Here is a 21,290-nt window from a genome sequence, read left to right as displayed (position 1 = left end):
ATGCGTTGAGTTTCCCTCCTCCCTGAAACCGACGCCAAAAACGCCGCAGCGCCCCCCCGCGCTGCGGCGTTTTTCTTGCTTGGAGCAATCCGGGACGCCGGGAAAGGCTCCACATCCGGCTGTCAGGAATTGGGGATTTCTAGCCGCGTGACCATGTCTTCGTTCACACAGGTTGCCGCCAGCTGGCCGAGATAGGCCCGCACCAGGCGCGACCGCAACATCGTATTGCCATCCGCCTCGTCCAGGACGGCTTCGTCAGCGTCGCCGCCTGAAATCCGGATGAGAATGGATTTTCCCCCACCGATATGAATGTCGATCGCCTCCCCGGGCTGCAGTCGGTCGAACCGGTGCGGCAGCAATTCGGCCAGGATGAAGGAGAGCGGGATGGCGCGGTCCAGGTCGATGGTCGTTTCCGAATCCCCGTCCACGTGGATCCGCACCGCATTTCTCGATACCATCGCCGGCTCGCGCAGGGTCTCCACCACTTCCCGCACCAGCGCCTCTACGGCAACGCCCGTTCCTTCGTTCGTGGCGTAGGAAATGCGGTATGCGGCCGAGATCGACAACACCCTCTCCAGCGCAACACGCAAGACGGCCTGTTCATGCGGGAGGGGCGCATCCCGCCGCTGCATGGCGAGCAGGCTGGCGATCATCTGCAGGGTGTTCTTGATGCGATGGTGCAGCTCACGGGTCAGACGCTGCTGTTCTGCGAGCGAAGCTTCCAGATCATGCGTCCTGTGATCGATCTGGTCGGCCATCATGTCGAAGGTCAGACCGAGGATGTTGATCTCCGGCGGCGCTTTTTCGAGCGGCCCGACACGCGCACTCGTTTCACCGGAACCATATCTGCGGAAAGTCACGTAAATATGCCTCAGATAGCGGAGCAGGAACCGCTGGATGCCGAAACGCAGAACAACGAAGACGACGGCGAGCAGAATGAGTGGCGGCAGAAGAGCCTTGGCGATGCTGAGCCAGGGTTCGAGTAACCTCTCCGTGGGCCGCGTTCCAGTCAGCACCCGGAAATTTGCACCGGGCAGTGTCACAGCTGCGATCAGCCAGTTCCCGTCCTTTTCGAAAAATGCCTGATTGGGATGGCTTTCGAGATCCAGACCGCGAACGAATTCGAGGAAAGCCTCTTTTTCCTGAATGTCAACGGTATGCGAGGCAATGATCTTGCCGTCTTCGTCGAGCAGGGCGAAACCGATGTCACTGGAAACGGTCGCCGCGATCGGCGCACTCAGCAGGGCTTCGGGTGTCAGGCCTATCTCGACACGGATGCCGGTTGCCTTGTTGCTGCGCGATACGGGGAGGACGGAATCACTCCGGTTTTGGCCGCTGCCTTGCTGCTTCAGCACCGGCACGTTGCGGCGCAACGCCACCGAGCACAGAGGCCGGTCGCCAGCCGAGACGCTCAATTCGATCGAAGGGCGCAGCTCCTGATGCACCTCTTCAAAAAGGGCAATGCAGTCTCCGAAGGCGGACTCGGGGCGAGCGGCCAGAGCCGCGGCGTAGCCTTCGGTCCGTGCCATGATCTTCGCGCTCGACTGGCCGATCAGACGGGCGTAATCGATGAATTGGGAAGGTTCTTCGGCCGCCCTTCGCAAATGGTCGGAATAGGAAAACAGAAACGCCAAAGCGGCGAGCGGCACGAGTGCCGCCGCCACATAACCGAAGAGCCGACGATCGAGCCGGGTGCTCGTCGGAGGGAGCTTAGTCCATGGCACTTAACTTGACCGCTGGTAATGAGGACGACGTCAGGGCTGCATTAACGGTGTGGTCGGGACCGAACTCGTCCGCGGAAGTCACTCCTAGGATCTCCGACAGCCTGTTTCTGGCACGGTTCACCCGGCTTTTCATCGTGCCGATCGCGCAGTCACAGATTTCAGCGGCTTCCTCATAGGAAAAGCCGGAGGCACAGACCAGGACCACCGCTTCACGCTGGTCTTCCGGCAGTTCGTCGAGCGCCATGCGGAAATCCTCGAAATCGAGATGACCCATCTGGGCCGGATGTACGGCCAGAGCATTCGAATACTGACCGTCCACATCCTGAACCTCTCGCTTTCCTTTCCGGTAGGCCGAATAGAATGTGTTGCGCAGGATGGTGAACAGCCAGGCCTTCATGTTGGTGCCTTGCTTGAACGACCCGATATTGGCCCAGGCCTTCACCAGCGCTTCCTGGACAAGATCGTCGGCGCGGTCGCCGACACCCACCAAAGAGGCGGCAAAGGCTCGCAGGCTCGGAATGCAAGCCACAACCTCGTCGCGAATCTCCACTGACATGGTGGCCATTAGCCTTGCTCCTGTCCATTTTGGGAAGCGCTTTGTGCATCCAACTGTCGCAGCAGGTTTTCAAAACGGTCCGGTACGGGCTCGGTCAGGACCCGGTCGTAGTAAGCCTTCAGCCGGCTGCCGATGTGGGAATGCACTTCGTCATCGGAGCTTTTTCGCTTTCCCGTCCGGACATCTGTCTCGGTCATATCAGCCATTGTTGGCGTTTCCTTTTTCTACAGCGCGTCATGTGGCCGGCTCTTGTTTCCTGCGCCGGCATTCGTATTCAGATCGATGGGGCCTCATATGTCCGGTACTCCCGCATGGTCTGCTTCACCGATTGAGGATCAGATTTCGAAGCGCGTAAAACCGGTCTTGCGAAGCTGTCTGCTATCGTCAAAACGCAGCAGAATGGATTTGGTTCCATCGAATTGACGATTTTTTTTCACGATCATGGGCCTGTGTCCGGAGGCCCGTTGCGGATCCGGACGGCACACGGGCATTTCCCCGGCGCCGTCCGGCTTTTTCATCCGTTGATATTTTTCATCCGTTGATATCGAACGAAGGAGGGCCGTATCAGGCGAGGGACGGCTTTGACGGGCCGGCAAACAGCCACAGCAGGAAGCCCAGGACCGGCAGCACCAGGATCAGCACAACCCACAGCACTTTGCTCCCGGTCGAAGATCCGGAGCCGACGATTTTCACGATGGCATAAACATCGAGAATGAGAACCACGAGGCCCAGAAGGCCACCAAACTCAACACCCATGTTCCAATTCCTTTCGGCTGGTTGCTGATAAAGGTGCCGGCAGAACCGGCGTTCGCATCATCAACGCGCGATTGCTGAATTGGTTCCCTGATGGGCCAAAGAATGCTGCGACAGGTCTAGGGTACGGAACCATTTGATCCGATGACCGTTACCTATGGAAACAAGCCCAAAGGAGCCATTCATGCCGAATCTGTCAAACGTTTCCTATGATGAGATCCTGAAGGACCCGCGCGCTCATTTCACCACACCGGCAGACGTTCTGGACGCGCTGGAGTTGACGAAGTACGATCGCCTCATACTGCTGCGCCGCTGGGAACAGGACGAACGTGCCCTTGTCCGTGCGGGTTCGGAAGCACCCATGACCGGTGGTGAACAGACCATGTTGGACGACGTACAAAAGGCAATTCGACACCTGGAAGCCAATGTCTCGGGAGCCTGACGTGCGCCCGGGGGAGCCCGTTCCGAACGGAAAACCCCGCGGATCCGGGGCAATGAGCGACGAAGTCAGGCTCAGCCATCAGGAAATGGAAATTGCCGACGAATTCGAGGACGTCCCGACGTCGGTCATTTTCGAGGTTATCCGGCGCGAGGGCGAGCATGAACTCGCCCGCCCCATCAGCGCCCTGTGGTGGTCCGGTATCGCTGCCGGACTTGCGATCAGCACATCGGTTCTGAGCAAGGGGTTCCTGGTCGCGGTTCTGCCGCACGCAGACTGGACGCCCGCCATTTCAAATCTGGGATACACGGTCGGATTTCTGATCGTGATCCTCGGGCGCATGCAGCTTTTTACCGAGAACACGATCACCCCGATCCTGCCGCTGTTTCTGAACCCGTCCATCGAATCGCTGGCCCGGATCGGCAGGCTCTGGGGCACGGTCTTTGCGGCAAACCTTGTGGGGTGTGCCGCTGCGGCTGCCGTGCTGGCCTTCGCCGGCATCATACCGGATGCCCAGTTCGAGGGAATCCTCGAAGTGTCGCGCCATTATGCAAAGGCGGATGCGCTGAACCACTTTCTATGGGGAATTCCCGCCGGGTTTCTCATTGCGGCCCTGGTCTGGATCCTTCCCCGTATGGAAAGCGCCGGGGAAGTGTTGATCATCATCATCGTGACTTATGTCATCGGTGTCGGCGGCATGTCCCACGTGGTGGCCGGATCAACGGAACTCTTCATACTTGTCGCCCATGGCGAAATCGGCTTGGGGCCCGCGGTCTTCGGCGGCATTCTTCCGGCCTTGGCCGGAAACGTGGTCGGCGGAACCGGGATCTTCGCGGCTCTTACCTATGCCCAGGTCAGAGAAGAGATCTAGGGTATGAACTCAGGGTACGCACCGGTTTTGCCGCCTGTCCCGGAATGGTGCTATTGTGCATGGCAAAATGGAGCTTCATCCGGTCGTGACACAACATCAAAACAACCATCCATGGCGCGTTGGCGTCCTTTTTTCCAGAAGCGGCGTGACGGAGATTACCGAGACGGAGCATTTGCGGGGCACCCTGCTGGCGATCGAGGAGATCAATGCTGCCGGCGGCGTCGAAGGCCGTCCGATCGAAGCTGTGATCTACGACCCGCAAGCGGACAGCGCCACATACCGTCGCATGGCCCGCGACCTGCTGGCGGAAGAGGAAGTCAACGTCATTTTCGGCTGCTCCATGTCCGCCAGCCGCAAGGCCGTTTTGCCGATCATCGAGCGCCACAACGGACTTCTCTTCTACCCGTCCATGTATGAGGGCTTCGAGTATTCCGAGAACGTGCTCTACACCGGGGCGACCCTCAATCAGAACACGTTCGCGCTTGCCGACTACCTGCTGCAGACCCACGGCAAAAAGATCTATTTCGTGGGATCGGACTATATCTATCCGCGCGAATCCAACCGGGTGATGCGCGACCTGATCGAGGCCAAGGGCGGAGAGGTCGTCTCAGAGACCTATTTGCCGCTCGATGCCGACTCGAGAAGCCTTTCCGACCTGGTGGAGGATATCCGGCGGGTCGAACCGGACGCGGTGTTCTCAACGATGATCGGACGCGCCGCCCGCAATTTTTATACCCTTTATGACGCTGCCGGCTTCGATCGACATCGCCAACCCATCGCCAGCCTGACCATGGCAGAAACGGAAATCGGGGTGATCGGCGCCGATAAATGCGACGGGCATATCCTTGCTGCAACTTACTTCCACACCCTGCAGGACGAACCCAACAAGCGGTTCGTCTCGGCATTCCGACAGCACTTCGGCCCTGATGCGACGACCAGCATCTGGTCCCAGCCTGCCTATATCCAGGTCCTGCTGTTCGCCCAGGCCCTTGCCCGCACCGGCACAACGGATCCCGCCAAGATCTCGAAAGCGGTCTTGAGCGAGAAGCTCGTCGGCCCCGGTGACACGGTCTCGTTCGATGGGGAAACCCGCCATGTCTTTCTGACCCCGCGCCTCGGCGTTGCGCGCAAGGACGGCCTGTTCGACATCGAGTGGCAGGCGTCCAGCCCTGTGCGCCCCGATCCCTATCTCGTCATGACCCGCTTTGAAGAAACCTGGATGAGCGCGTGATGAAGAAAGGCGGAGCCCAAAGAATACTGGCCGATCTGCGCAGCGCCCGCGCCCTTGTCATCCATACGCCAGACGAGGATCGCCAGACACTGGTCGATCATCTCAAGCGCCTCGGTTGCACCGTAAGTGCCGTCTGGCCCCTGCCCGCGGCATTGCCTCCGGATGTGGATACGATTTTCATTCAGGTCGAGGACATTCCCTTCGAACAGATTGCGACAGTTCTTGACGGGCGCGATCCGGCGATCATCGCAATCGTGACTTACGAGAGCCCGACGTCGCTGAAGGCCATCGTCGACCTGAACGCCCACGGTGTCCTGAGCAAGCCGCTGCGGCTTGCCGGTGTTCTCAACCAGTTTGCCCTGGCCCGATACCGGCACGGGTTTGAAAAACGCCTGACAGCGAAAGTGAGCAAACTGGAGGAAACCCTGAAAGGTCGACGTCTGGTCGACAAGGCGGTCAAACTTCTGATGCGGATGAACGAACTGGACGAAGACATCGCCTATCAGCGCCTGCGGGAACAGGCGACGGCTCGTCGACTGCCCATGACACAGGTAGCGCAAACCATTGTATCCGCTCACGAAATACTGGGCGGAAGCAACCTGACACTCAGCTCGGTGCCTCAAAAATAGGTCGGACTGACCAAATATTAGCCGCCATCTTTTTTTGCCTTGACGATAGGCATCGGACTGTGTGAGCCTTTCTCTCAGAGCTGGAAAGCTCGTGCGGCAGGGGTGCCGCTCTTACATCACGGCTAGGTTCAGCCCTTGGTTTTCGGATTAACGTCCGAACCAGGGGCTTTTTGCGTTTTGGAGACTGTTTTGAAAGTACAGCGGGAGCCCTTCAAGCTCGCTTGCATCCAGTTCGAACCCGCCATCGGGCGTATCGAAGACAATTTGCAGGCAATGGAAAAGCACACGCGGGAAGCCTGCGCGGCCGGGGCCTCGGTTGTCGTCCTCCCGGAGCTGGCGGACAGCGGCTATGTCTTTGCAGACCGGCAGGAGCTCGCCTCTCTCGCCCAGCCGATCCCCGAAGGGCGCTCGGCGCAGGTCCTTATCGAACTCGCAAAAGAACTCGGCATTTATATCGTCTCGGGGCTGGCAGAAAAGGAGGGAGACGCCTTCTACAATTCGGCGATCTTCTGCGGACCGGACGGATATATCGGCCGCTATCGCAAGCTGCATCTGTGGGACATGGAAAATCCGATCTTCGATCCCGGCAATCTCGGCCTGCCGGTGTTCGACACCGCGCTCGGCAAGATCGGACTTGCGATCTGCTACGATGGCTGGTTCCCCGAGCTCTTCCGTTCGCTGGCGCTTGCCGGCGCAGAACTGGTGTGCATTCCGACCAACTGGGTGCCCATGCCGGCGCAGCCGGACGGCACCGAGGCCATGTCGAACACCCTGCACAGAGCGGCGGCCCATTCGAACGGCTTCTTCATTGCCTGCGCGGATCGCGTGGGCATCGAGCGGGGCCAGCCTTTCATCGGCCAGAGCCTCATCATCGGCCCCAAAGGCTGGGCGCTCGCGGGTCCGGCCTCCAAGGACCGGGAGGAAACTCTGATCGCCGAGATCGATCTCTCGAAAATCCAGACCAGCCGGGCTCTGAACGAACACAACAACATCATTGGCGACCGGCGACCGGACGTCTACGGCAACCCAATAATCGGCAAATAAATGCCGCCTTCCAGTAAACGAAAGGAAACAGCATGAAACTGATCAAGACATTGGCAACGGCAACGGCCCTGGTGGCCCTTGCCACTGTGGCACAGGCCCAGGATGGCGATCCGATCAAGATTGGCGTGCCCGTCGGCCTCTCCGGTGCAAACTCCGTGGTGGCGCCCTCGGTCGTCCAGGCCGCCGAACTCGCCGTGGAGGAAATCAACGCGACGGGCGCATCCTCGGCCGGCCGGTCGCCCTGGAAATCGCCGATGACGCCTCGGGTGCCGCAGGCGCCCAGAAAGCCTTCGACTCGCTGGTCTACCAGCACGAGGTCGACGTGATCATCTCCATGGAAACCAGTGCGGCCCGCAACGCCGGCCTGCCCATCGTCACCCGGGGCGGCGTGCCTTACATCTATACCTCCTTCTATGAAGGCCGGTCCTGCAGCCCCTACCTCTATGTGAATGCCTGGGTGCCGGAACAGCAGGTTCCGCCGGTTGTCGACCAGTTCATGACCAAGGACGGAGCAAAGAACTTCTTCCTGGTCGGCAGCGACTACGCCTTCGGCCGCGGCATGCTCGAGTTTGCCCGCAAATACATCGAGGAAAAGGGCGGCAAGGTCGTCGGCGAGGAATACCTGCCCATGGATGGCAGTGACTGGACCGCGATCATTTCCAACCTGAAGAGCTCGGGTGCGGACGCGCTGATTACCTCCACCGCCGGCGGTGCGCCGAACGTGACGCTGACCAAGCAGCTGCGCGGCGCAGGTGTCGATCTTCCCTACGGCAACCTTGCCGTTGATGAAGGCACGGCCAAGACCATGGGCGCCGATGCCACCGGCATCTACATTTCCGCCTCCTATGTCACCGGCATCGACAGCCCGGAAAACAAGGCGTTCCTGGAGGCCATGAAGGCGAAATTCGGCGAAGACCTGCGGACCCCGAACGACCTGTCCGTACCGGAATATGAAGGTGTCTACCTCTACAAGGCCGCCGTCGAAAAGGCAGGCTCCACCGATCCGGACGCCGTTCTGGCCGCATTAGGCGAAGTGTCCTTTACCGGCCCGCGCGGAACGATCACCATGAACAAGCAGCATCACGCGCCGCTCAACATGTATCTCGGCCAGGTCCAGGCGGACGGGTCTGTTTCCGTGGTCAACACCTTCGAAAACGTCGACCCGGGCGAACAGTGCCCGAACCTCTAAACCGATAACACCGGCGGGAGACGGGTATCCTGTCTCCCGCCGCCCCAACCGGAGAACGGCGTCATGCTGATACTGGACATCGTCACCACCGCGGCCGTGCTATTCATCGTTTCCGCCGGTCTCCTCGCGATTTTCGGCGTGTTGAAGATCATCAACTTCGCTCATGGCGCCTGGCTGACCATCGGCGCCTATTGCGCCGTCGTAACTGCTGGCCTCGGGCTCAATCCGTGGTTCGCTCTCCCGCTTGCCTTCGTCGTCGGTGGTTTTCTCGGGGGTATCACCGAGCATTTCATCGTCCGCCCCCTTTACCAGAGGCCGCTCGATGCCATCCTGGCGACCTGGGGCCTTGGCATCGTGATCGGACAGCTGATCACGCTCTGGTTCGGGCGGGACGTACAGTTCACCCCCGGCCTTGTGGGTGGAACGGTCGATATCTTCGGCATCAGCTACTCCCTCTACCGGCTGTTCGCTCTTGGCGCCGCCATCGTCATCGGCCTCGGCTTCGCCTTTCTGCTGGAAGGCACCCGGCTCGGCCTTACGGCGCAGGCCGTCATCATGAATGAAATGCTCGCCAAGGGTCTCGGCATCGATACGGACAAGGTTCGGCTGGCAACCTTCATCATCGGCACCGGACTGGCGGCACTCGCCGGTGTGCTGCTGACCCCGCTGACGAGCGTCGATCCCACGATGGGGGTCGCCTGGCTGATCGGCGCCTTCATGCTGGTCATGGTCGCCGGGTCGTCCTTTGGAGCGCTCGCTGTCGCCTGTCTCGTTTTCGGCGGTGCCCAGGTCATCGTGAGCACCTACATCAGCCCTATTCTCGGCGGCATCACCGTTGCGGTTCTGTCCGCACTGGTGCTGCGCATCAGTCCGAAAGGTTTCGCCCGTGCCTGACGCAAACACCGTTGCCGCCCCGCGCCTGCGCCGCCCTCTGGTGATCCGCAGCTACCTTCTCGCCGGCCTGGCAATCGTTGCCTTTCTTCTGGTGGTTTTCGGACCGATGTTTCTGGACCGCTTCAGCCTGAACGTCCTGACGCGCTCCATGATCTACGCCCTCCTGGCCATCACGGTCGATCTCCTGTGGGGCTACACCGGCATCCTCACCTTCGGCCAGGCGGCGTTCTTCGGCGTCGGCGCCTATGCCTCGGCCATGGTCCTCTCCCATATCGGCGGATCCCCTGCCCTGATCGCCCTTTCCTTCGCACTGGCCATCGTTGTTCCGGTCCTGCTCGGACTGCTGGTGGGCTGGTTGTCGTTCTATTACGGCTCGACACCGCTCTATGCGACAGTGATCTCGCTGGTTGTCCCCATCGTCATCACGCAATTGGTTTATTCCGGCGGTACCTGGACGGGGTCGAGCAGCGGCCTCGTCGGCTATTGGGGACTTCCCTTCGGACTTTCCGGCTTCTTCCGGCTCAGTGGACTGTGTCTTGTGGCGGCCGCCGTTGCCGCCTGGATTTTCGTGCGCTCCGATGCGGGCAAGATCCTCATCGCCATTCGCGACAACGACACCCGCTGCGCCTATCTGGGCCTGAACACCCAGAAGATCCGCATCCTGCTGACAGCCGCGCTGGCGGGCGTCGCCGGTCTTGCCGGTTTCCTGTTCGCCAACGCTTCCGGCGTCGTGGCGCCCGAGAACACCGGTTTCGTCTTCGGCACAGAACTCGTGGTCTGGACCGCGCTCGGCGGACGAGGAACGATCATCGGCCCCATCATTGGAACCGTCGGCATCGACTTCCTCAGCGCCAATCTGTCCGGCCAGCTGCCGTTCCTGTACCAGTTGGTCATCGGCGCCCTCTTCGTCGTGATGATCATTTTCCTGCCCAACGGGCTTGCCGCCATCGCAACGGCTGCCTTTTCCCGCATGCGGGGTGGCGAGGACGATCATTCGGACGCCCCTCAACTGAAGGCGCTTCCGGGCACCAGTCTCAAGACCGATACCTCCGGAGTGCCACCGCTTCTGAAAATCGAAGGTCTGAAGAAGTCCTACGGCAGCCAGGTGGTTCTGCAGGGGATCGACGTCGAAATCCGCCCTGGCGAACTGGTGAGCCTCGTCGGTCCGAACGGGGCCGGCAAGACAACGCTGATGCGGTGTCTCAGCGATGGCCGGGAGCCGATCGAGGGACATATTTCAGTGGCCGGACAGGAAATTGCAGGTCTTGTTCCCAACCGGATCGTCGCGCTCGGCGTCGGGCGCAAGTTCCAGGTGGCCAGCGTGTTCGACAGCCTGACCGTGGCGGAATGCCTGCGCATGGCACGCGCCTCGCTGGATCGCCTGAACTGGCACGGTCGCTCTCCGGACCTCGCCCTGCCGGAACCTGCAGTGGAAATCCTGTCCCTGACCGGCCTGTCCTCCCTCATGGGTCGAAAAGTGTCGCTGCTGTCGCACGGCCAGAAGCAGGCGCTTGAACTGGCCATGGTGGTTGCTCTTGAACCCAGGCTCATTCTCCTCGACGAGCCGACGGCCGGGCTGACCAAGACCGAGCGCACAACCATCGGCACTGTCCTGCAGCGGCTGACGGGCGACCTGGGGCTTGCGGCGATCCTGGTGGAACATGACCTGGAATTCGTCCGCGACATCTCCAGCCGCATCGTCGTCCTGCACCAGGGCAAGCTGGTCCTCGACGGCAGCGTGGAAGACGTGGTCCATTCGCAGACCGTGAAGGAAATCTATTCGGGAGGCGGGCATGACTGAGGCTTCTGCATCATTCGAAACCTCACCTGCGACGGTAACGAAACTGGAGCTCAAGGGCCTCTCGAGCGGTTACGGCGCCATCGACGTCCTGCAGGATGTTTCCTTCTCCATCCGCTCCGCCGAGATATTCGCCCTGATGGGCAAGAACGGCATGGGCAAGACGACCCTCCTGAAGACGATCCTCGGACTGGTTCCGACCCGTCGGGGAAGTATCGAGCTTGATGGGGTGCCGGTCACCGGTATCGGACCCGCGCGTCTCATTGCCGGCGGCATCGGGTATGCGCCGCAGGAGCAGCCGCTGTTTCAGGATCTCAGCATTCGCGACAATCTGCGTCTGGCGCTGAAGTCGGACCGGGACATGAAGGACGGCTTCGAGCGGGCCTTTTCCTACTTCCCGTTCCTGGCGGAACGACGAAACCAGAAAGCGGGAACCCTGTCGGGCGGCGAACAGAAGATGTTCATCCTCGCCCGGGCTCTGATGCTGCGGCCAAGCCTGCTTCTGATCGATGAAATCTCCGAAGGGCTGCAGCCGAGCGTCGTTCAACGCATCTCGTCTGCCCTGAAGCAGGAACGGGACGAGCAAGGCACCACAATCCTGCTGGTGGAGCAGAACCTCGATTTTGCCCTCGGGCTGGCGGACCACTGGGCCGTCCTCAAACGCGGCAGCATCGACGATGCGGGCGCGATCGAGGACGGAACGCGGGCGCGGATCCTCGAACATCTGAAGATCTGAACCGGTGCGGAACGGAGCCGTTTCGCGCCGGTATCAAAAGCGTTTTGGCCTTTCCCGTCCGGACAGGCGTTAGATGCCCGAAAACCCGGCGCGGGCCGTCCAGTAGTCCCAGGCGCGTGCCAGCGGCATGTCGCTCAGGAGCATCGACCCCGCCTTTTCGATTTCGCCGGGCGCCAGGTATTTCGGCTCACCGAGCGGCAAGGTCTTGAGGATCAGCTCGGCATTATCCTTCATATAGATGGAGATCATGCAGATCGCCTTGAGGTCGGGAGCGGCACAGATGGCGCCGTGTCCGCGCAGCAGGGCCGCGCGGCCGTTTCCAAGCGTCTTGGCCAGGGAATGGCCCATATCCAGGCTGTCGACCAGCATGTTGGTGTCGCCGAATTCCGGCTGGCTGTCCCATACCGGAATGTCCGTACCCATGACCGAAGCCATGTGGAACACCGGGCGGAGCGGCGTATCGGTGACGGAGAACGGAATGACCGAGCGCGCATGGTGATGAGAGACGGAATTGACGTCGGGCCGCGCCATATAGATCGCGCCGTGGATGAAGCGCTCGGCGTAGGGACGACGGTTGTCGTCGGAGACCAGGGTTCCGTCGAGTTCGAACTCCATGATGTCGTCGCGGGTGACCACCTCGGGGCTGCGCGAACGCGACAGCAGGAAACGGTCCGGGTTGGTGGGATGGCGCACACTGACGTGGCCGAAATCGTCGATGACGTCCTCACGCGCGAGAATGCGGTTGGCCAGAACGAGGTCGCGGATCGCGTTCTCGACAAGTCTCTGATCGGTCATGTTTCCTCCTTGGGTATTTGGCATTGGGGTCAGGCACCTGCGGCAATCAGGACGACGCCGCCGGTCGCAAGGGCCATTGCGGCCAGAATCGGCCTGGATGGCAGGGTTTCCGTTTTGAAAACCAGAACGGCGAGAGCGGCCGACAGATAAACTTCGACCGAATTGATGAAGGCGACGCGGCTTACATCCGTACGTAAAAAGGCCGCGAACTGGGAAATCTGGCCGACCGACATGCAGAAAGCGGCCAGAAGCTGCCAGGGATCCGGCCTCGAAAAGGACCGCCACACCAGCAGCCGGAAGCGATTGCTCACAATGCATCCGCCGGCATAATGCAGCAATGCGACGAGCGACCCGACGAGGGCGCCGAAGAATGGGTTGGGAACGTCTTCGAGACCCAATTTCCGGGCGATGAAGCTGGCGGCATATAGGGCTGCCGACAGGATACCGAAAGCCAGTCCGCGCGAAATACCCGCACTGTCGAGACCGGCATCGGCAGAGGAACTGATGGCCCGGCGATTTTCCATATAGAGGAAGACAAAACTTGCTGCGATCAAGCCCATGCCAGCCCCGGCCCATGTGGAAATCCCTTCGCCCAGAATCACCCAGGCCAGCAACAGCGCCAGAAAAGGCATCAGCCGGCGCGTCGTCGACGCCCGAACCACACCTGCATATTCGATCGACTTGAACAGGGTCGTCCGGCCGCCAATCGTCGCCAGCAGTCCGGAAATGGCGAACCAGCCGGCAGCTATCCACAGCGGACCCTGATTTCCTGCCGGGCCGAACGACTGGTCAGACACCGACCAGGCGACTACGGACAGTGCGGCGGTCATCACCGCCGACAGAAAGACGCCGCTTTCGCCACTGCCCGACCGGGCACCCCGGGCGATGGCGACGCTGGCGAAACTGAAAGCCAGCGCAGAAAAAAGAGCGAGGATTTCTCCGGTCAAGGGCAGACAACCGACGTTAGGCAACCCGCTATCTTCATGTCACTCCCCGAAGCCGGTTCGATCGGCGAAAACCCGGCTTGCTTGCCTTCGGCAACCGCAGGGTCTGCCCTCTCCATTTATCATTAGAATACTAAGGAAAATTTCACTAACCCAGTTTCCCCCTCGTGTCGAGGGTTCCAACAGCCCTTGTTTCAAACGAAAATATCGAATTGACAACGGCCTTTCACAGGCCATATGGTTATTAGATTAGCAATCTAAACATTGCTTAATTGGGAGGAAATCAATGCGATCTTCATTTGCACGCGGCCTGGCGGCCGCGACAATGCTCGTGCTCGGCGCCACATCTGCAGCGACGGCACAGACCTATAACCTTACGCTTTGCGGTGCGAGCCCGGGCGGCCTGTGGAGCCTTCTCGGCGCCGGCATCGATGCCGCGGTCAAGAAGTCGTTCCCCGGCTCCACCATCACCTATCAGACGTCCGGCGGCGGACTGGCCAATGTCGCCCTTCTCGACCAGAAGAAGTGCGACCTGGCGATCATCCACGACGCGGAAGCCAAGGCCGCCATCACCGGCCGTCCGCCGTTCAAGGCGCCGATCGACAGCATGTCGACAATCGCGCAGCTCTACACCTGGGCGCCGATGCAGGTGATCGTCAATGCCGGCTACGCCAAGGAACACGGGCTGACGAAGCTCGAGGACATCGCCACGCAAAAGCTGCCCGCGCAGATCGTGCTCAACCGTCGCGGCAACATCGTGAGCGCCATCGGCGAATCCATGCTCAACGCGATCGGCGCGACCCCGGAAAACGTGAAGTCCTGGGGCGGGGATGTGCAATATGCCGCTTCCAGCGAACAGGGCGACCTGATGCGTGACCGGCGCGCCGACATCCTGATCAACTCCCTGTTCGTCAATCACAGTTCCATCCGCGAACTGGCCTCCGCGATCGACGTGGTTCTGCTGCCGATCACGGATGAAACCGCCAAGAAGGTGGTCGACGAATGGGATATCCAGCCGTTTATCATTCCGGCGTCTGCCTATGACTGGAACGACGAGGATACGCTGACCGTCACGGTGTCGGCCCAGCTGTTCGTGCGCAAGGATGCGGATGAGAAATTGGTGGCGGATATCACCAAGGCGCTGACCGACAATTCCGCCGAACTCCAGGGCGTGCACAAGGCGATGGCTCCGCTCGACGTGAAGCTGATGTCCGCAGCAAAGGCCGTTCCATATCACCCGGCAGCCGTTGAAATCTACAAGAACGCCGGTCAGTGACCTGATTTCAGGTTCAAACGGAAGGCGCGGGCGGCACCCGCGCCTTCATGCGCTGTGACATCAAACAAGGACGGTCAAAGTCAGTGTTGAATTTCTTTTTTAGCACCGGAGCGCGGCGCAGACCTGACGGCTGGCTCGGGAAAATCATCAAGGCCTATGCCGCGGCAACCTCAGCATGGGTGATCTATGCAGCCGCCTTTTCGCGCGAAGATGCTCTGACACTGATCATGACGTTTTTCGCGCTGATGCTGGTCCTGACCTTCCTGCTGATCGGTCCGTCACCGGACTCCGACAAAAAGCGCGTCTCCCTTCCCGACTGGCTGTTCGCCGGTCTGTCGATCCTGACGGGAGCCTATTTCGTGTCCCAGGCGGACATGATCGCCCAACGGATCACGCTTCTCGATCCGCTCAGCACCTATGACGTCGCCTTTGCCTCGATCATCCTGTTCCTCGCCATCGAAGCAGTGCGAAGAACCGTCGGGATGGGTCTGACAGCAATCGTGATCGTGTTCCTGGCCTATAATCTTTTCGGCGACCGGCTCGGCGGCGTACTCGGTCACGGGGAAATCTCCTACGAGCACTTCCTCGACATCACCGTGTTCACGACCGACGGCCTGTTCGGCGTGCCGCTGAGAGTTGCGGCGACCTACGCCTTCCTGTTCGTGCTGTTCGGCACGGCCCTGTCCAAGGCGGGCGGCGCGCAGTTCTTCTACGATCTGGCAGCCTATCTGACAGGTCAGACCCCGGGCGGCCCGGCAAAAATCGCCGTCATCTCCTCCGGCCTTTACGGCACGATTTCGGGAAGCCCGACTTCCGACGTGGTGACGACGGGAAGCGTGACCATCCCGATGATGAAGAAAATGGGATACCGCGGCACCTTCGCCGCGGCCGTCGAAGTCGCGTCTTCCACCGGTGGCAGCCTGTTGCCGCCGGTCATGGGCGCAGCCGCCTTCATCATGGCCGAATACACCGGCATCGATTATGTCGACATCGCTATCGCGGCCGTCATTCCGGCGCTGCTTTACTACCTGCCGATTTACGTCCAGGTCCATTTGCGCGCCAAGAAGGAAGGCCTTGCCGGCGTCGACCGGTCGCAGATCCCGTCTCTGAAAGAGATCTTCCGCGAGGGCGGCCTGTTCTTCATCCCGCTGATCGTCATCAGTTGGGCGCTGCTTGACGGCTACACCCCGACCTACAGCGCCGTCTATGGTGTCACCGCCGTCCTGGTGGTCTCCATGTTCCGCAAGTCCACCCGGCTGTCACCATTCGCCCTCTACGACATCCTGTCGGAAACCAGCATCCGGATGGTCGCGGTCGCCGGTGCCTGCGCGGCAGCCGGCCTGGTGATCGGAGGCATCACCATGACGGGACTGGCGTCGAAGTTCTCGACGGTGGTTTTCCTGATCTCGGGAACCAACATCCTTTTTTCCCTGGTGATCGCCGCCCTTCTGACCACACTGCTGGGCATGGGCATGCCGACGCCCAGCGCCTACATCCTGGCGGCGGTGCTGATTTCACCGGTGATGCACAGCCTGGGGATCGATCAGATGGCCGGCCATCTGTTCATCCTGTATTTCGCGGTCATGTCCGCGCTGACGCCACCGGTCGCGGTGGCGGCCTATGCGGCCAGTGCGATCGCGGACGAGAACCCGCTCGCGATTGCCGCCCAATCGGTGAAGATCGCGATCGGAGCCTTCCTGATCCCCTTCGCCTTCATCTCGAACCCGGCGCTGCTGCTCGAAGGGTCGGTCTGGGAGATCGGCTTCGCGATCGCGAATGCCATCGTCGGGCTCGTCTTCATCGCTGTCGCAGTCGAAGGCTATCTCGATGCGGCCGTGACACGGATCCCGAGGCTGCTGTTCTTCGCCGGCGGGACAATGATTCTGTTCGGCGGCTATCTGGTCAGCGCAATCGCTGTGGCGTGTCTTGTGGCCGCTTATGCGTGGCACCGCTATGTCAACGCATCCGGCGAACAGACAGCAACGGCAGCGGTGGCGGCAAGGACTGTGCTCGGATCGGCAGAGAAAGACCGCTAGACTTCCGCCCAAGACAGAAAACCGCCCCTGCGCCCCGGTCGGCGCAGGGGCGCCATTTTTTGTCCCTTGGCTGGCGGAACCAAAGGCGCGCTTGACCTGCCCCCTGACAAATGAAAGGAAAAGCAGTCGCAACACATTACTGAAAAAGGTTCCTATGACTGATCCGAAGACCGGGAGCCAAAACGAACCGGAAGGTCACGACGACGAACTGCTGCCGTTCGAAAAGAGCATCGGCTACCAGATCCGCACGACCAACCGTCTGATGACACGGTACCTGCAGCAGAAGATTACGCCCCACGGCGTCACGATCGGAATGTGGTATTTCCTGCGGGTGCTCTGGCGTCAGGATGGCCTGACGCAGCGCGAATTGTCCCATATCGTCGGAACGATGGAACCGACCACCCTGACCGCGATCAAATCCATGGAGCGAAAGGGTCTGGTCCGACGCGTGAAGAACGGAACCGATCGGCGCAAGATCAATATCTATCTCACGGAACAGGGCAGCGCGCTTCGGGATGAGCTGATCCCGCTTGCCAAGGAAGTCGTCGACGACGCCGTCGAAGGATTTTCCGACAGGGAACGGGCGGTGTTCCTCGAGTTCCTGGCTGCCATTCAGAACAATCTGACCGGACGGATCGAAGGCGACACCGCCACCGACGTCAACCCAACCGCGCCATGAAACTGTCGAGGGCCATGACCTCGCGCATCGGCAGCTTGTCGTTTGCCGGTTCGAGATCGGTTTCGAACCGCAACCCCTCCCCGTCCCAAAGCCACCAGTAGACTACGTTGCCCTGCCGGCCGCGGACCGGCATCCTGAAGGTCGGGAAGGCTCTGTCCGTTTCCGGTACAGGATGATTTGCGACCTTGCTGCCCGTTATACGCCCCTGCTCCAGGGCGCCTCCGAGCGGAAACAAGGCGGTAAAAGCCGTCGGAGCCCGCGCCAGAAGTGCCAGTTCGGGCCGCGTCGCCTGCAGCCCGGGCAGACCCCGCACGACCTCCGGATAGGATACATGGTTGTGCGTGACCTGGACGTAGGCAAGACCGCCATCGGTCTCGATCTCGACGATGTCTCCCGGAGACAGTTTCATCATTCGGCTCCTCTTCGACGGAACAGGCATCGGCGGGCGCGAGCAACCGCGCTCACAGGCTGAAGCTTTCGAGCGTTGCCGGATGAAACAGCTCGTCCACCGAAACGCGTCTTGGCGAAAGTCCCTGCGCGTGGTGATAGCCCAGGAAGGTGTCGAGGGTCTTGACGTTCGGCTGGAGGCCGTAACTCCAGATATCCGGCCCCATGAGCGCACGTGCCCGGGCGAGATTGTCCTCGACGAACGGCATGGTGACCTTGGTGGCCGAGGTGTCGGCCAGGGCCTTCTGGGCGATCGCCTTGGCCTGGGTGAAGGCCTTGAAGAGCGCACCGGGAAGCCAGGGATGCTGGTCTGCCAGCGACCGGCGCACGCCCAGCACATGCATGATCGGGAAGATCCTGGTCTTTTTGTAGTAGCTCTCCGCCTCACCGATGGTATCGGGAAACAGCCGGCCGATATTGGGCACGCCTTCGTCGAAGCAGCGCGGCGAACGCGGACCGACGAAGCCGTCGATGTCGCCGTCGATCAGCATCTGGTTGAGCGTCGCCCCTTCCGGGGCTTCCGACACGCGGATATCCGGGGGCAACTGTACCTTGATCTTCTCCGGGCGGCCGGGCGAATCCATGCCGCCGCGCACCCACTCGATGTCCGAGGGCTTGACCCCGTATTCCTCCTCCAGGATGCCGCGGAACCAGACATTGGCCGAGAGCTGGTATTCGGCAATGCCGATCCGCCGGCCGATCAGGTCCGTCGGCTTGGCGATGCCGCGATCGGTGCGGATGTAGCCCGAGGTGTGCCGGAACGCGCGCGACAGGAACACCGGGATCGCGATATAATGAGGCTCGCCGCGGGCGACCGAAATGGAATAGGACGACAGGGACAACTCGCTGATGTCGCATGCCTGGTGCCGGAAGGCGCGGAAGAACATTTCCTCCGGCGACTGAAGCATGCAGATCGGATCGACGCCGTCGATCTTGACACGTCCATCATAGATGGCGCGGGTCCGATCGTAGTCGCCCATGGCCAGTGACAGTCTGAGATCGCTCATCGGCGAACACCCTCCTCCAAACCCGTTTGATATTTCAGCCGTACCGGCTGGCGGCTTTCCGCCGCCTCCAGAATCGCGAGGCAAACCTCAAGGCTCGCAAGCCCCCATGCGCCGTTCTGAGCCGGAGGCACGTTTTTTCTGACGGCCGACACCAGCGCGTCGACGACCTCCAGCCGCGGATGCCGGAAGTCCGGCGCCGGGACAAATTGTTTTTGCGTATCGCCATAGACCTGAACCCCTTCCGGGGTCAGGCGCAGGTCGGCCCGGTCGCAGGAAACGACGATGGGCCCGAAGTGCTCGTAGGACGCGGCCGGCTTCGGCATGTCGCCGGATCCGTAGGTCCGTGTGGATTTCAACTTCGCCTCTTCTTCCGGCGATGCGACATCGGCCAGCGCCCTGCGCGCGCCGCCGTAAGCTTCCGGGTCCTTGCGATTGCCCAGTTCGCCGGTCCAGCCCATCCATTCATCGCTGTCGAAATGGGCGAAGCCTGAATAGGTCATCGAGGCGAATACCCCGTTTTCGAAGGAAATCAGCGCGGAATAGGCGCCCTCGGTCGGCCGGGCCGGATCCCATTTTCCGGTCATGGCGAAGACGCTGTCGCCCCGACCGCCGGCCAGCAGGCGAACCATATCGATCTGATGGACCCCTTGGGAAAAGATCACGCCGCCACCGAGGTCCGTGCGCAGCTCTTCCGGACGGCGCGGACGATAAAGGAAATCCGTATAGTTGAAGGCGTGGATCATTCGCGCCTGACCGAACTCGCCACTTTCGATCAGCCGCCTGGCGGTCGCAACCGGTGCATCGAAACTGTGGCTCGGCCCGACGATGAGGTGTACGCCCGCCGCTTCGCAGGCCTCCACCATGCGCACCCCGTCCTGGAGCGTAATCGTCAGCGGCTTGTCGACCAGCACGTGTTTGCCGGCCTTCGCGGCTGCGATCACATGTTCGCGGTGCAACTGATGCGGTGTCGCCACATAGATCGCCTCGATATCGGAATCGGCACAGAAGGCCTCGAGATCGTCATAGGCCCTGCCGCCGAATTCATCGACGAAAGCCTGCCGGGATTCTTCGCGCGGCGCGCAGGCCGCAACCAGGCGCACCCGGTCGTCATTGCGGAAGGCGGGAAGCATGAGGACGAAGCCCCTGCCCAGCCCGATGACGCCGACGCGGACCGGTCCGTTCTCAGAGGTCAAGGACCAGATCTCCGCTCTTTGCCCGCGACACGCAGATCATGATGGTGTCGGCCTTTTCCTCGTCCATCAGGACCATGTCCCGGTGGTCGGGCTCGCCTGACAGCAGACGCGTCTTGCAGGTGCCGCAAGTACCGCTCTCGCAGGAGCTCGGCGTCTTAAAGCCGTTCTCGCGCAGGGCTTCCAGGATCGACTTGTCCGCCGGAACGGTGACGGTCCGGCCGGCGCGGGCCAGTTCCACCTTGAATGCGTGATCGTCGGCGCGGACGACCTCCACGGGCTTGAAGTCCTCGAAATTCACCCGGCCTTCCGGCCAGTGCCCGGAGACCGCCTTGATCTCCTCCATCAGAGGTTTCGGACCGCAGCAATAGACGTTCATGGTCTGAGGCTCGGCAAAATGGTCCCAGAAATCATAGGCTTTCGCCGGATCGCCATTGTCGTGATGCAGCTTGACCTTGCCGGGAAAGGCCGCCTGCAGTTCTTCGCGATAGGCGGTCTGCCCGGGCGATCGGGTGCAGTAGATAATGGAAAAAGCCTTGCCGTCCTCCGCGAGCTTTTGCGCCATGGAATAGATCGGCGTGATACCGATGCCGCCGGCAATCAGCAGGTACTTTTGGGCGTCTTTCAGCGGAAACTCGTTTTCGGGAGGCTCGACGGTCAGCTCGGTTCCCTCCTGGACCTGCTCATGCATCGAGCGCGATCCGCCGCGCGACTCCGGCTCACGCTTTACCGCGATCACGTAAGATTCCGGCTCCTCCCCGGTGCCGACGAGCGAGTAGCGCCGCATGGCGCCCGAGGGTGTCTGAACGGTGATATGGGCGCCGGGCGTAAAGTCAGGCAAAGCCCTGCCGTCGGCGGCCACGAGCGTGAACTCCGCGATGTCAGGCGTCAGCTCCCGCCGCCGCGCCACGGTCGTGCGGATTCCCCCGGTTTCTGTCGTCATGAGTGTCTTTTCCGTCCCAAAAAATCGGCTCGCGCCTTGTTCTCAGGCAATATACTTAGAAATCTAATATTTTTCTGTCAACGTCTGGACGGACGAAAAACTTTGGGAT

General features: G+C 61.0%; 22 protein-coding genes and 1 pseudogene. 12 read left to right on the top strand and 11 right to left on the bottom strand.

The annotated features are described in order from the left end of the window. Window positions 1-122 precede the first annotated feature (122 nt). From ACN0SO_RS16515 to ACN0SO_RS16495, 5 genes are all read right to left on the bottom strand, one after another. Window positions 123-1,724, bottom strand: a complete 1,602-nt coding sequence (locus tag ACN0SO_RS16515) for a sensor histidine kinase (protein WP_417679684.1) — start codon at window positions 1,722-1,724, stop codon at window positions 123-125. Further along, on the bottom strand, window positions 1,711-2,289 hold the full coding sequence (locus ACN0SO_RS16510; protein ID WP_417679682.1) for a sigma-70 family RNA polymerase sigma factor: 579 nt from the start codon (window positions 2,287-2,289) through the stop codon (window positions 1,711-1,713). The genes ACN0SO_RS16515 and ACN0SO_RS16510 overlap by 14 nt, the downstream gene beginning before the upstream one ends. Next, complete coding sequence (locus tag ACN0SO_RS16505) at window positions 2,289-2,486, bottom strand: NepR family anti-sigma factor (protein WP_417679680.1); 198 nt, start codon at window positions 2,484-2,486, stop codon at window positions 2,289-2,291. The genes ACN0SO_RS16510 and ACN0SO_RS16505 overlap by 1 nt, the downstream gene beginning before the upstream one ends. 129 nt (window positions 2,487-2,615) lie before the next feature. Then, the gene (locus ACN0SO_RS16500) at window positions 2,616-2,798 is read right to left on the bottom strand and encodes a hypothetical protein (RefSeq protein ID WP_417679678.1); all 183 of its coding nucleotides are present in this window, start codon (window positions 2,796-2,798) and stop codon (window positions 2,616-2,618) included. 46 nt (window positions 2,799-2,844) lie between these two features. After that, the gene (locus tag ACN0SO_RS16495; RefSeq protein ID WP_417679676.1) at window positions 2,845-3,036 is read right to left on the bottom strand and encodes a PLDc N-terminal domain-containing protein; all 192 of its coding nucleotides are present in this window, start codon (window positions 3,034-3,036) and stop codon (window positions 2,845-2,847) included. Between the two features lie 181 nt (window positions 3,037-3,217). On the opposite strand from ACN0SO_RS16495, the gene ACN0SO_RS16490 reads away from it, so the two are divergent. From ACN0SO_RS16490 to ACN0SO_RS16450, 9 genes and pseudogenes are all read left to right on the top strand, one after another. Further along, window positions 3,218-3,475, top strand: coding sequence for a hypothetical protein (locus ACN0SO_RS16490; protein ID WP_417679674.1), 258 nt, complete (start codon window positions 3,218-3,220; stop codon window positions 3,473-3,475). Between the two features lie 52 nt (window positions 3,476-3,527). Further along, window positions 3,528-4,343, top strand: a complete 816-nt coding sequence (locus ACN0SO_RS16485) for a formate/nitrite transporter family protein (protein ID WP_417679672.1) — start codon at window positions 3,528-3,530, stop codon at window positions 4,341-4,343. A gap of 67 nt (window positions 4,344-4,410) precedes the next feature. Further along, window positions 4,411-5,574 carry a transporter substrate-binding domain-containing protein gene (locus ACN0SO_RS16480; protein ID WP_417679670.1) on the top strand — a complete coding sequence of 388 codons (1,164 nt, stop codon included), beginning with the start codon at window positions 4,411-4,413 and terminating at the stop codon, window positions 5,572-5,574. Then, window positions 5,574-6,203, top strand: coding sequence for an ANTAR domain-containing response regulator (locus tag ACN0SO_RS16475; protein ID WP_417679668.1), 630 nt, complete (start codon window positions 5,574-5,576; stop codon window positions 6,201-6,203). Before ACN0SO_RS16480 ends, ACN0SO_RS16475 begins: the two co-directional genes overlap by 1 nt. 189 nt (window positions 6,204-6,392) lie before the next feature. Then, window positions 6,393-7,247, top strand: a complete 855-nt coding sequence (locus tag ACN0SO_RS16470; RefSeq protein ID WP_417679666.1) for a nitrilase family protein — start codon at window positions 6,393-6,395, stop codon at window positions 7,245-7,247. Between the two features lie 32 nt (window positions 7,248-7,279). Next, window positions 7,280-8,436, top strand: a pseudogene (locus tag ACN0SO_RS16465) (substrate-binding protein). Window positions 8,437-8,499: 63 nt separating this feature from the next. Next, the gene (locus ACN0SO_RS16460) at window positions 8,500-9,330 is read left to right on the top strand and encodes a branched-chain amino acid ABC transporter permease (RefSeq protein WP_417679664.1); all 831 of its coding nucleotides are present in this window, start codon (window positions 8,500-8,502) and stop codon (window positions 9,328-9,330) included. Between the two features lie 106 nt (window positions 9,331-9,436). Beyond that, window positions 9,437-11,131 (top strand): ABC transporter permease subunit, encoded by a 1,695-nt coding sequence (locus ACN0SO_RS16455; RefSeq protein ID WP_417679793.1) that lies wholly within the window; start codon window positions 9,437-9,439, stop codon window positions 11,129-11,131. After that, window positions 11,124-11,864, top strand: a complete 741-nt coding sequence (locus ACN0SO_RS16450; protein ID WP_417679662.1) for an ABC transporter ATP-binding protein — start codon at window positions 11,124-11,126, stop codon at window positions 11,862-11,864. Before ACN0SO_RS16455 ends, ACN0SO_RS16450 begins: the two co-directional genes overlap by 8 nt. A 69-nt stretch (window positions 11,865-11,933) precedes the next feature. Here the strand turns inward: ACN0SO_RS16450 and ACN0SO_RS16445 are convergent, their stop codons facing one another. Beyond that, window positions 11,934-12,659, bottom strand: a complete 726-nt coding sequence (locus ACN0SO_RS16445; RefSeq protein ID WP_417679660.1) for a class II aldolase/adducin family protein — start codon at window positions 12,657-12,659, stop codon at window positions 11,934-11,936. 29 nt (window positions 12,660-12,688) lie between these two features. Then, the gene (locus ACN0SO_RS16440; RefSeq protein ID WP_417679658.1) at window positions 12,689-13,606 is read right to left on the bottom strand and encodes an EamA family transporter; all 918 of its coding nucleotides are present in this window, start codon (window positions 13,604-13,606) and stop codon (window positions 12,689-12,691) included. A 283-nt stretch (window positions 13,607-13,889) separates the two neighbouring features. On the opposite strand from ACN0SO_RS16440, the gene ACN0SO_RS16435 reads away from it, so the two are divergent. From ACN0SO_RS16435 to ACN0SO_RS16425, 3 genes are all read left to right on the top strand, one after another. Beyond that, window positions 13,890-14,879 (top strand): TAXI family TRAP transporter solute-binding subunit, encoded by a 990-nt coding sequence (locus ACN0SO_RS16435; RefSeq protein ID WP_417679656.1) that lies wholly within the window; start codon window positions 13,890-13,892, stop codon window positions 14,877-14,879. Window positions 14,880-14,965: 86 nt separating this feature from the next. Then, window positions 14,966-16,915: a TRAP transporter permease gene (locus ACN0SO_RS16430; RefSeq protein ID WP_417679654.1), complete on the top strand. Its 1,950-nt coding sequence runs from the start codon at window positions 14,966-14,968 to the stop codon at window positions 16,913-16,915. Window positions 16,916-17,069: 154 nt separating this feature from the next. Continuing rightward, window positions 17,070-17,594 carry a MarR family winged helix-turn-helix transcriptional regulator gene (locus ACN0SO_RS16425; RefSeq protein ID WP_417679652.1) on the top strand — a complete coding sequence of 175 codons (525 nt, stop codon included), beginning with the start codon at window positions 17,070-17,072 and terminating at the stop codon, window positions 17,592-17,594. Here ACN0SO_RS16425 and ACN0SO_RS16420 read toward each other — a convergent pair. From ACN0SO_RS16420 to ACN0SO_RS16405, 4 genes are read right to left on the bottom strand one after another with little or no spacing between them, the layout of a single operon-like run. Next, complete coding sequence (locus ACN0SO_RS16420; protein WP_417679650.1) at window positions 17,575-18,003, bottom strand: hypothetical protein; 429 nt, start codon at window positions 18,001-18,003, stop codon at window positions 17,575-17,577. The two genes, ACN0SO_RS16425 and ACN0SO_RS16420, sit on opposite strands and share 20 nt — an antisense overlap. A 52-nt stretch (window positions 18,004-18,055) precedes the next feature. Further along, on the bottom strand, window positions 18,056-19,048 hold the full coding sequence (locus ACN0SO_RS16415) for an ABC transporter substrate-binding protein (RefSeq protein ID WP_417679648.1): 993 nt from the start codon (window positions 19,046-19,048) through the stop codon (window positions 18,056-18,058). Next, entirely contained in the window at window positions 19,045-20,241 is a 1,197-nt protein-coding gene (locus ACN0SO_RS16410; protein ID WP_417679646.1) for a Gfo/Idh/MocA family oxidoreductase, read from the bottom strand. The genes ACN0SO_RS16415 and ACN0SO_RS16410 overlap by 4 nt, the downstream gene beginning before the upstream one ends. Continuing rightward, the gene (locus ACN0SO_RS16405) at window positions 20,231-21,181 is read right to left on the bottom strand and encodes a PDR/VanB family oxidoreductase (RefSeq protein WP_417679644.1); all 951 of its coding nucleotides are present in this window, start codon (window positions 21,179-21,181) and stop codon (window positions 20,231-20,233) included. Before ACN0SO_RS16405 ends, ACN0SO_RS16410 begins: the two co-directional genes overlap by 11 nt. Window positions 21,182-21,290 lie beyond the last annotated feature (109 nt).

Source organism: Roseibium sp. (genome assembly GCF_048260565.1).
Classification (GTDB): domain Bacteria; phylum Pseudomonadota; class Alphaproteobacteria; order Rhizobiales; family Stappiaceae; genus Roseibium.
The sequence above is the reverse complement of the archived record's forward strand: the minus strand, read 5'-3'. Positions and strand labels throughout refer to the sequence as shown.

Excerpts from the sequence above, each read along its gene's own strand:
- ACN0SO_RS16435 (WP_417679656.1), top strand. The coding sequence starts at position 13,890 with ATGCGATCTTCATTTGCACGCGGCCTGGCGGCCGCGACAATGCTCGTG.
- ACN0SO_RS16445 (WP_417679660.1), bottom strand. The coding sequence starts at position 12,659 with ATGACCGATCAGAGACTTGTCGAGAACGCGATCCGCGACCTCGTTCTG.
- ACN0SO_RS16495 (WP_417679676.1), bottom strand. The coding sequence starts at position 3,036 with ATGGGTGTTGAGTTTGGTGGCCTTCTGGGCCTCGTGGTTCTCATTCTC.
- ACN0SO_RS16505 (WP_417679680.1), bottom strand. The coding sequence starts at position 2,486 with ATGGCTGATATGACCGAGACAGATGTCCGGACGGGAAAGCGAAAAAGC.
- ACN0SO_RS16425 (WP_417679652.1), top strand. The coding sequence starts at position 17,070 with ATGACTGATCCGAAGACCGGGAGCCAAAACGAACCGGAAGGTCACGAC.
- ACN0SO_RS16455 (WP_417679793.1), top strand. The coding sequence starts at position 9,437 with ATGTTTCTGGACCGCTTCAGCCTGAACGTCCTGACGCGCTCCATGATC.
- ACN0SO_RS16460 (WP_417679664.1), top strand. The coding sequence starts at position 8,500 with ATGCTGATACTGGACATCGTCACCACCGCGGCCGTGCTATTCATCGTT.
- ACN0SO_RS16475 (WP_417679668.1), top strand. The coding sequence starts at position 5,574 with ATGAAGAAAGGCGGAGCCCAAAGAATACTGGCCGATCTGCGCAGCGCC.
- ACN0SO_RS16480 (WP_417679670.1), top strand. The coding sequence starts at position 4,411 with ATGGAGCTTCATCCGGTCGTGACACAACATCAAAACAACCATCCATGG.
- ACN0SO_RS16415 (WP_417679648.1), bottom strand. The coding sequence starts at position 19,048 with ATGAGCGATCTCAGACTGTCACTGGCCATGGGCGACTACGATCGGACC.
- ACN0SO_RS16405 (WP_417679644.1), bottom strand. The coding sequence starts at position 21,181 with ATGACGACAGAAACCGGGGGAATCCGCACGACCGTGGCGCGGCGGCGG.
- ACN0SO_RS16485 (WP_417679672.1), top strand. The coding sequence starts at position 3,528 with ATGAGCGACGAAGTCAGGCTCAGCCATCAGGAAATGGAAATTGCCGAC.
- ACN0SO_RS16420 (WP_417679650.1), bottom strand. The coding sequence starts at position 18,003 with ATGAAACTGTCTCCGGGAGACATCGTCGAGATCGAGACCGATGGCGGT.
- ACN0SO_RS16450 (WP_417679662.1), top strand. The coding sequence starts at position 11,124 with ATGACTGAGGCTTCTGCATCATTCGAAACCTCACCTGCGACGGTAACG.
- ACN0SO_RS16510 (WP_417679682.1), bottom strand. The coding sequence starts at position 2,289 with ATGGCCACCATGTCAGTGGAGATTCGCGACGAGGTTGTGGCTTGCATT.
- ACN0SO_RS16490 (WP_417679674.1), top strand. The coding sequence starts at position 3,218 with ATGCCGAATCTGTCAAACGTTTCCTATGATGAGATCCTGAAGGACCCG.
- ACN0SO_RS16500 (WP_417679678.1), bottom strand. The coding sequence starts at position 2,798 with ATGAAAAAGCCGGACGGCGCCGGGGAAATGCCCGTGTGCCGTCCGGAT.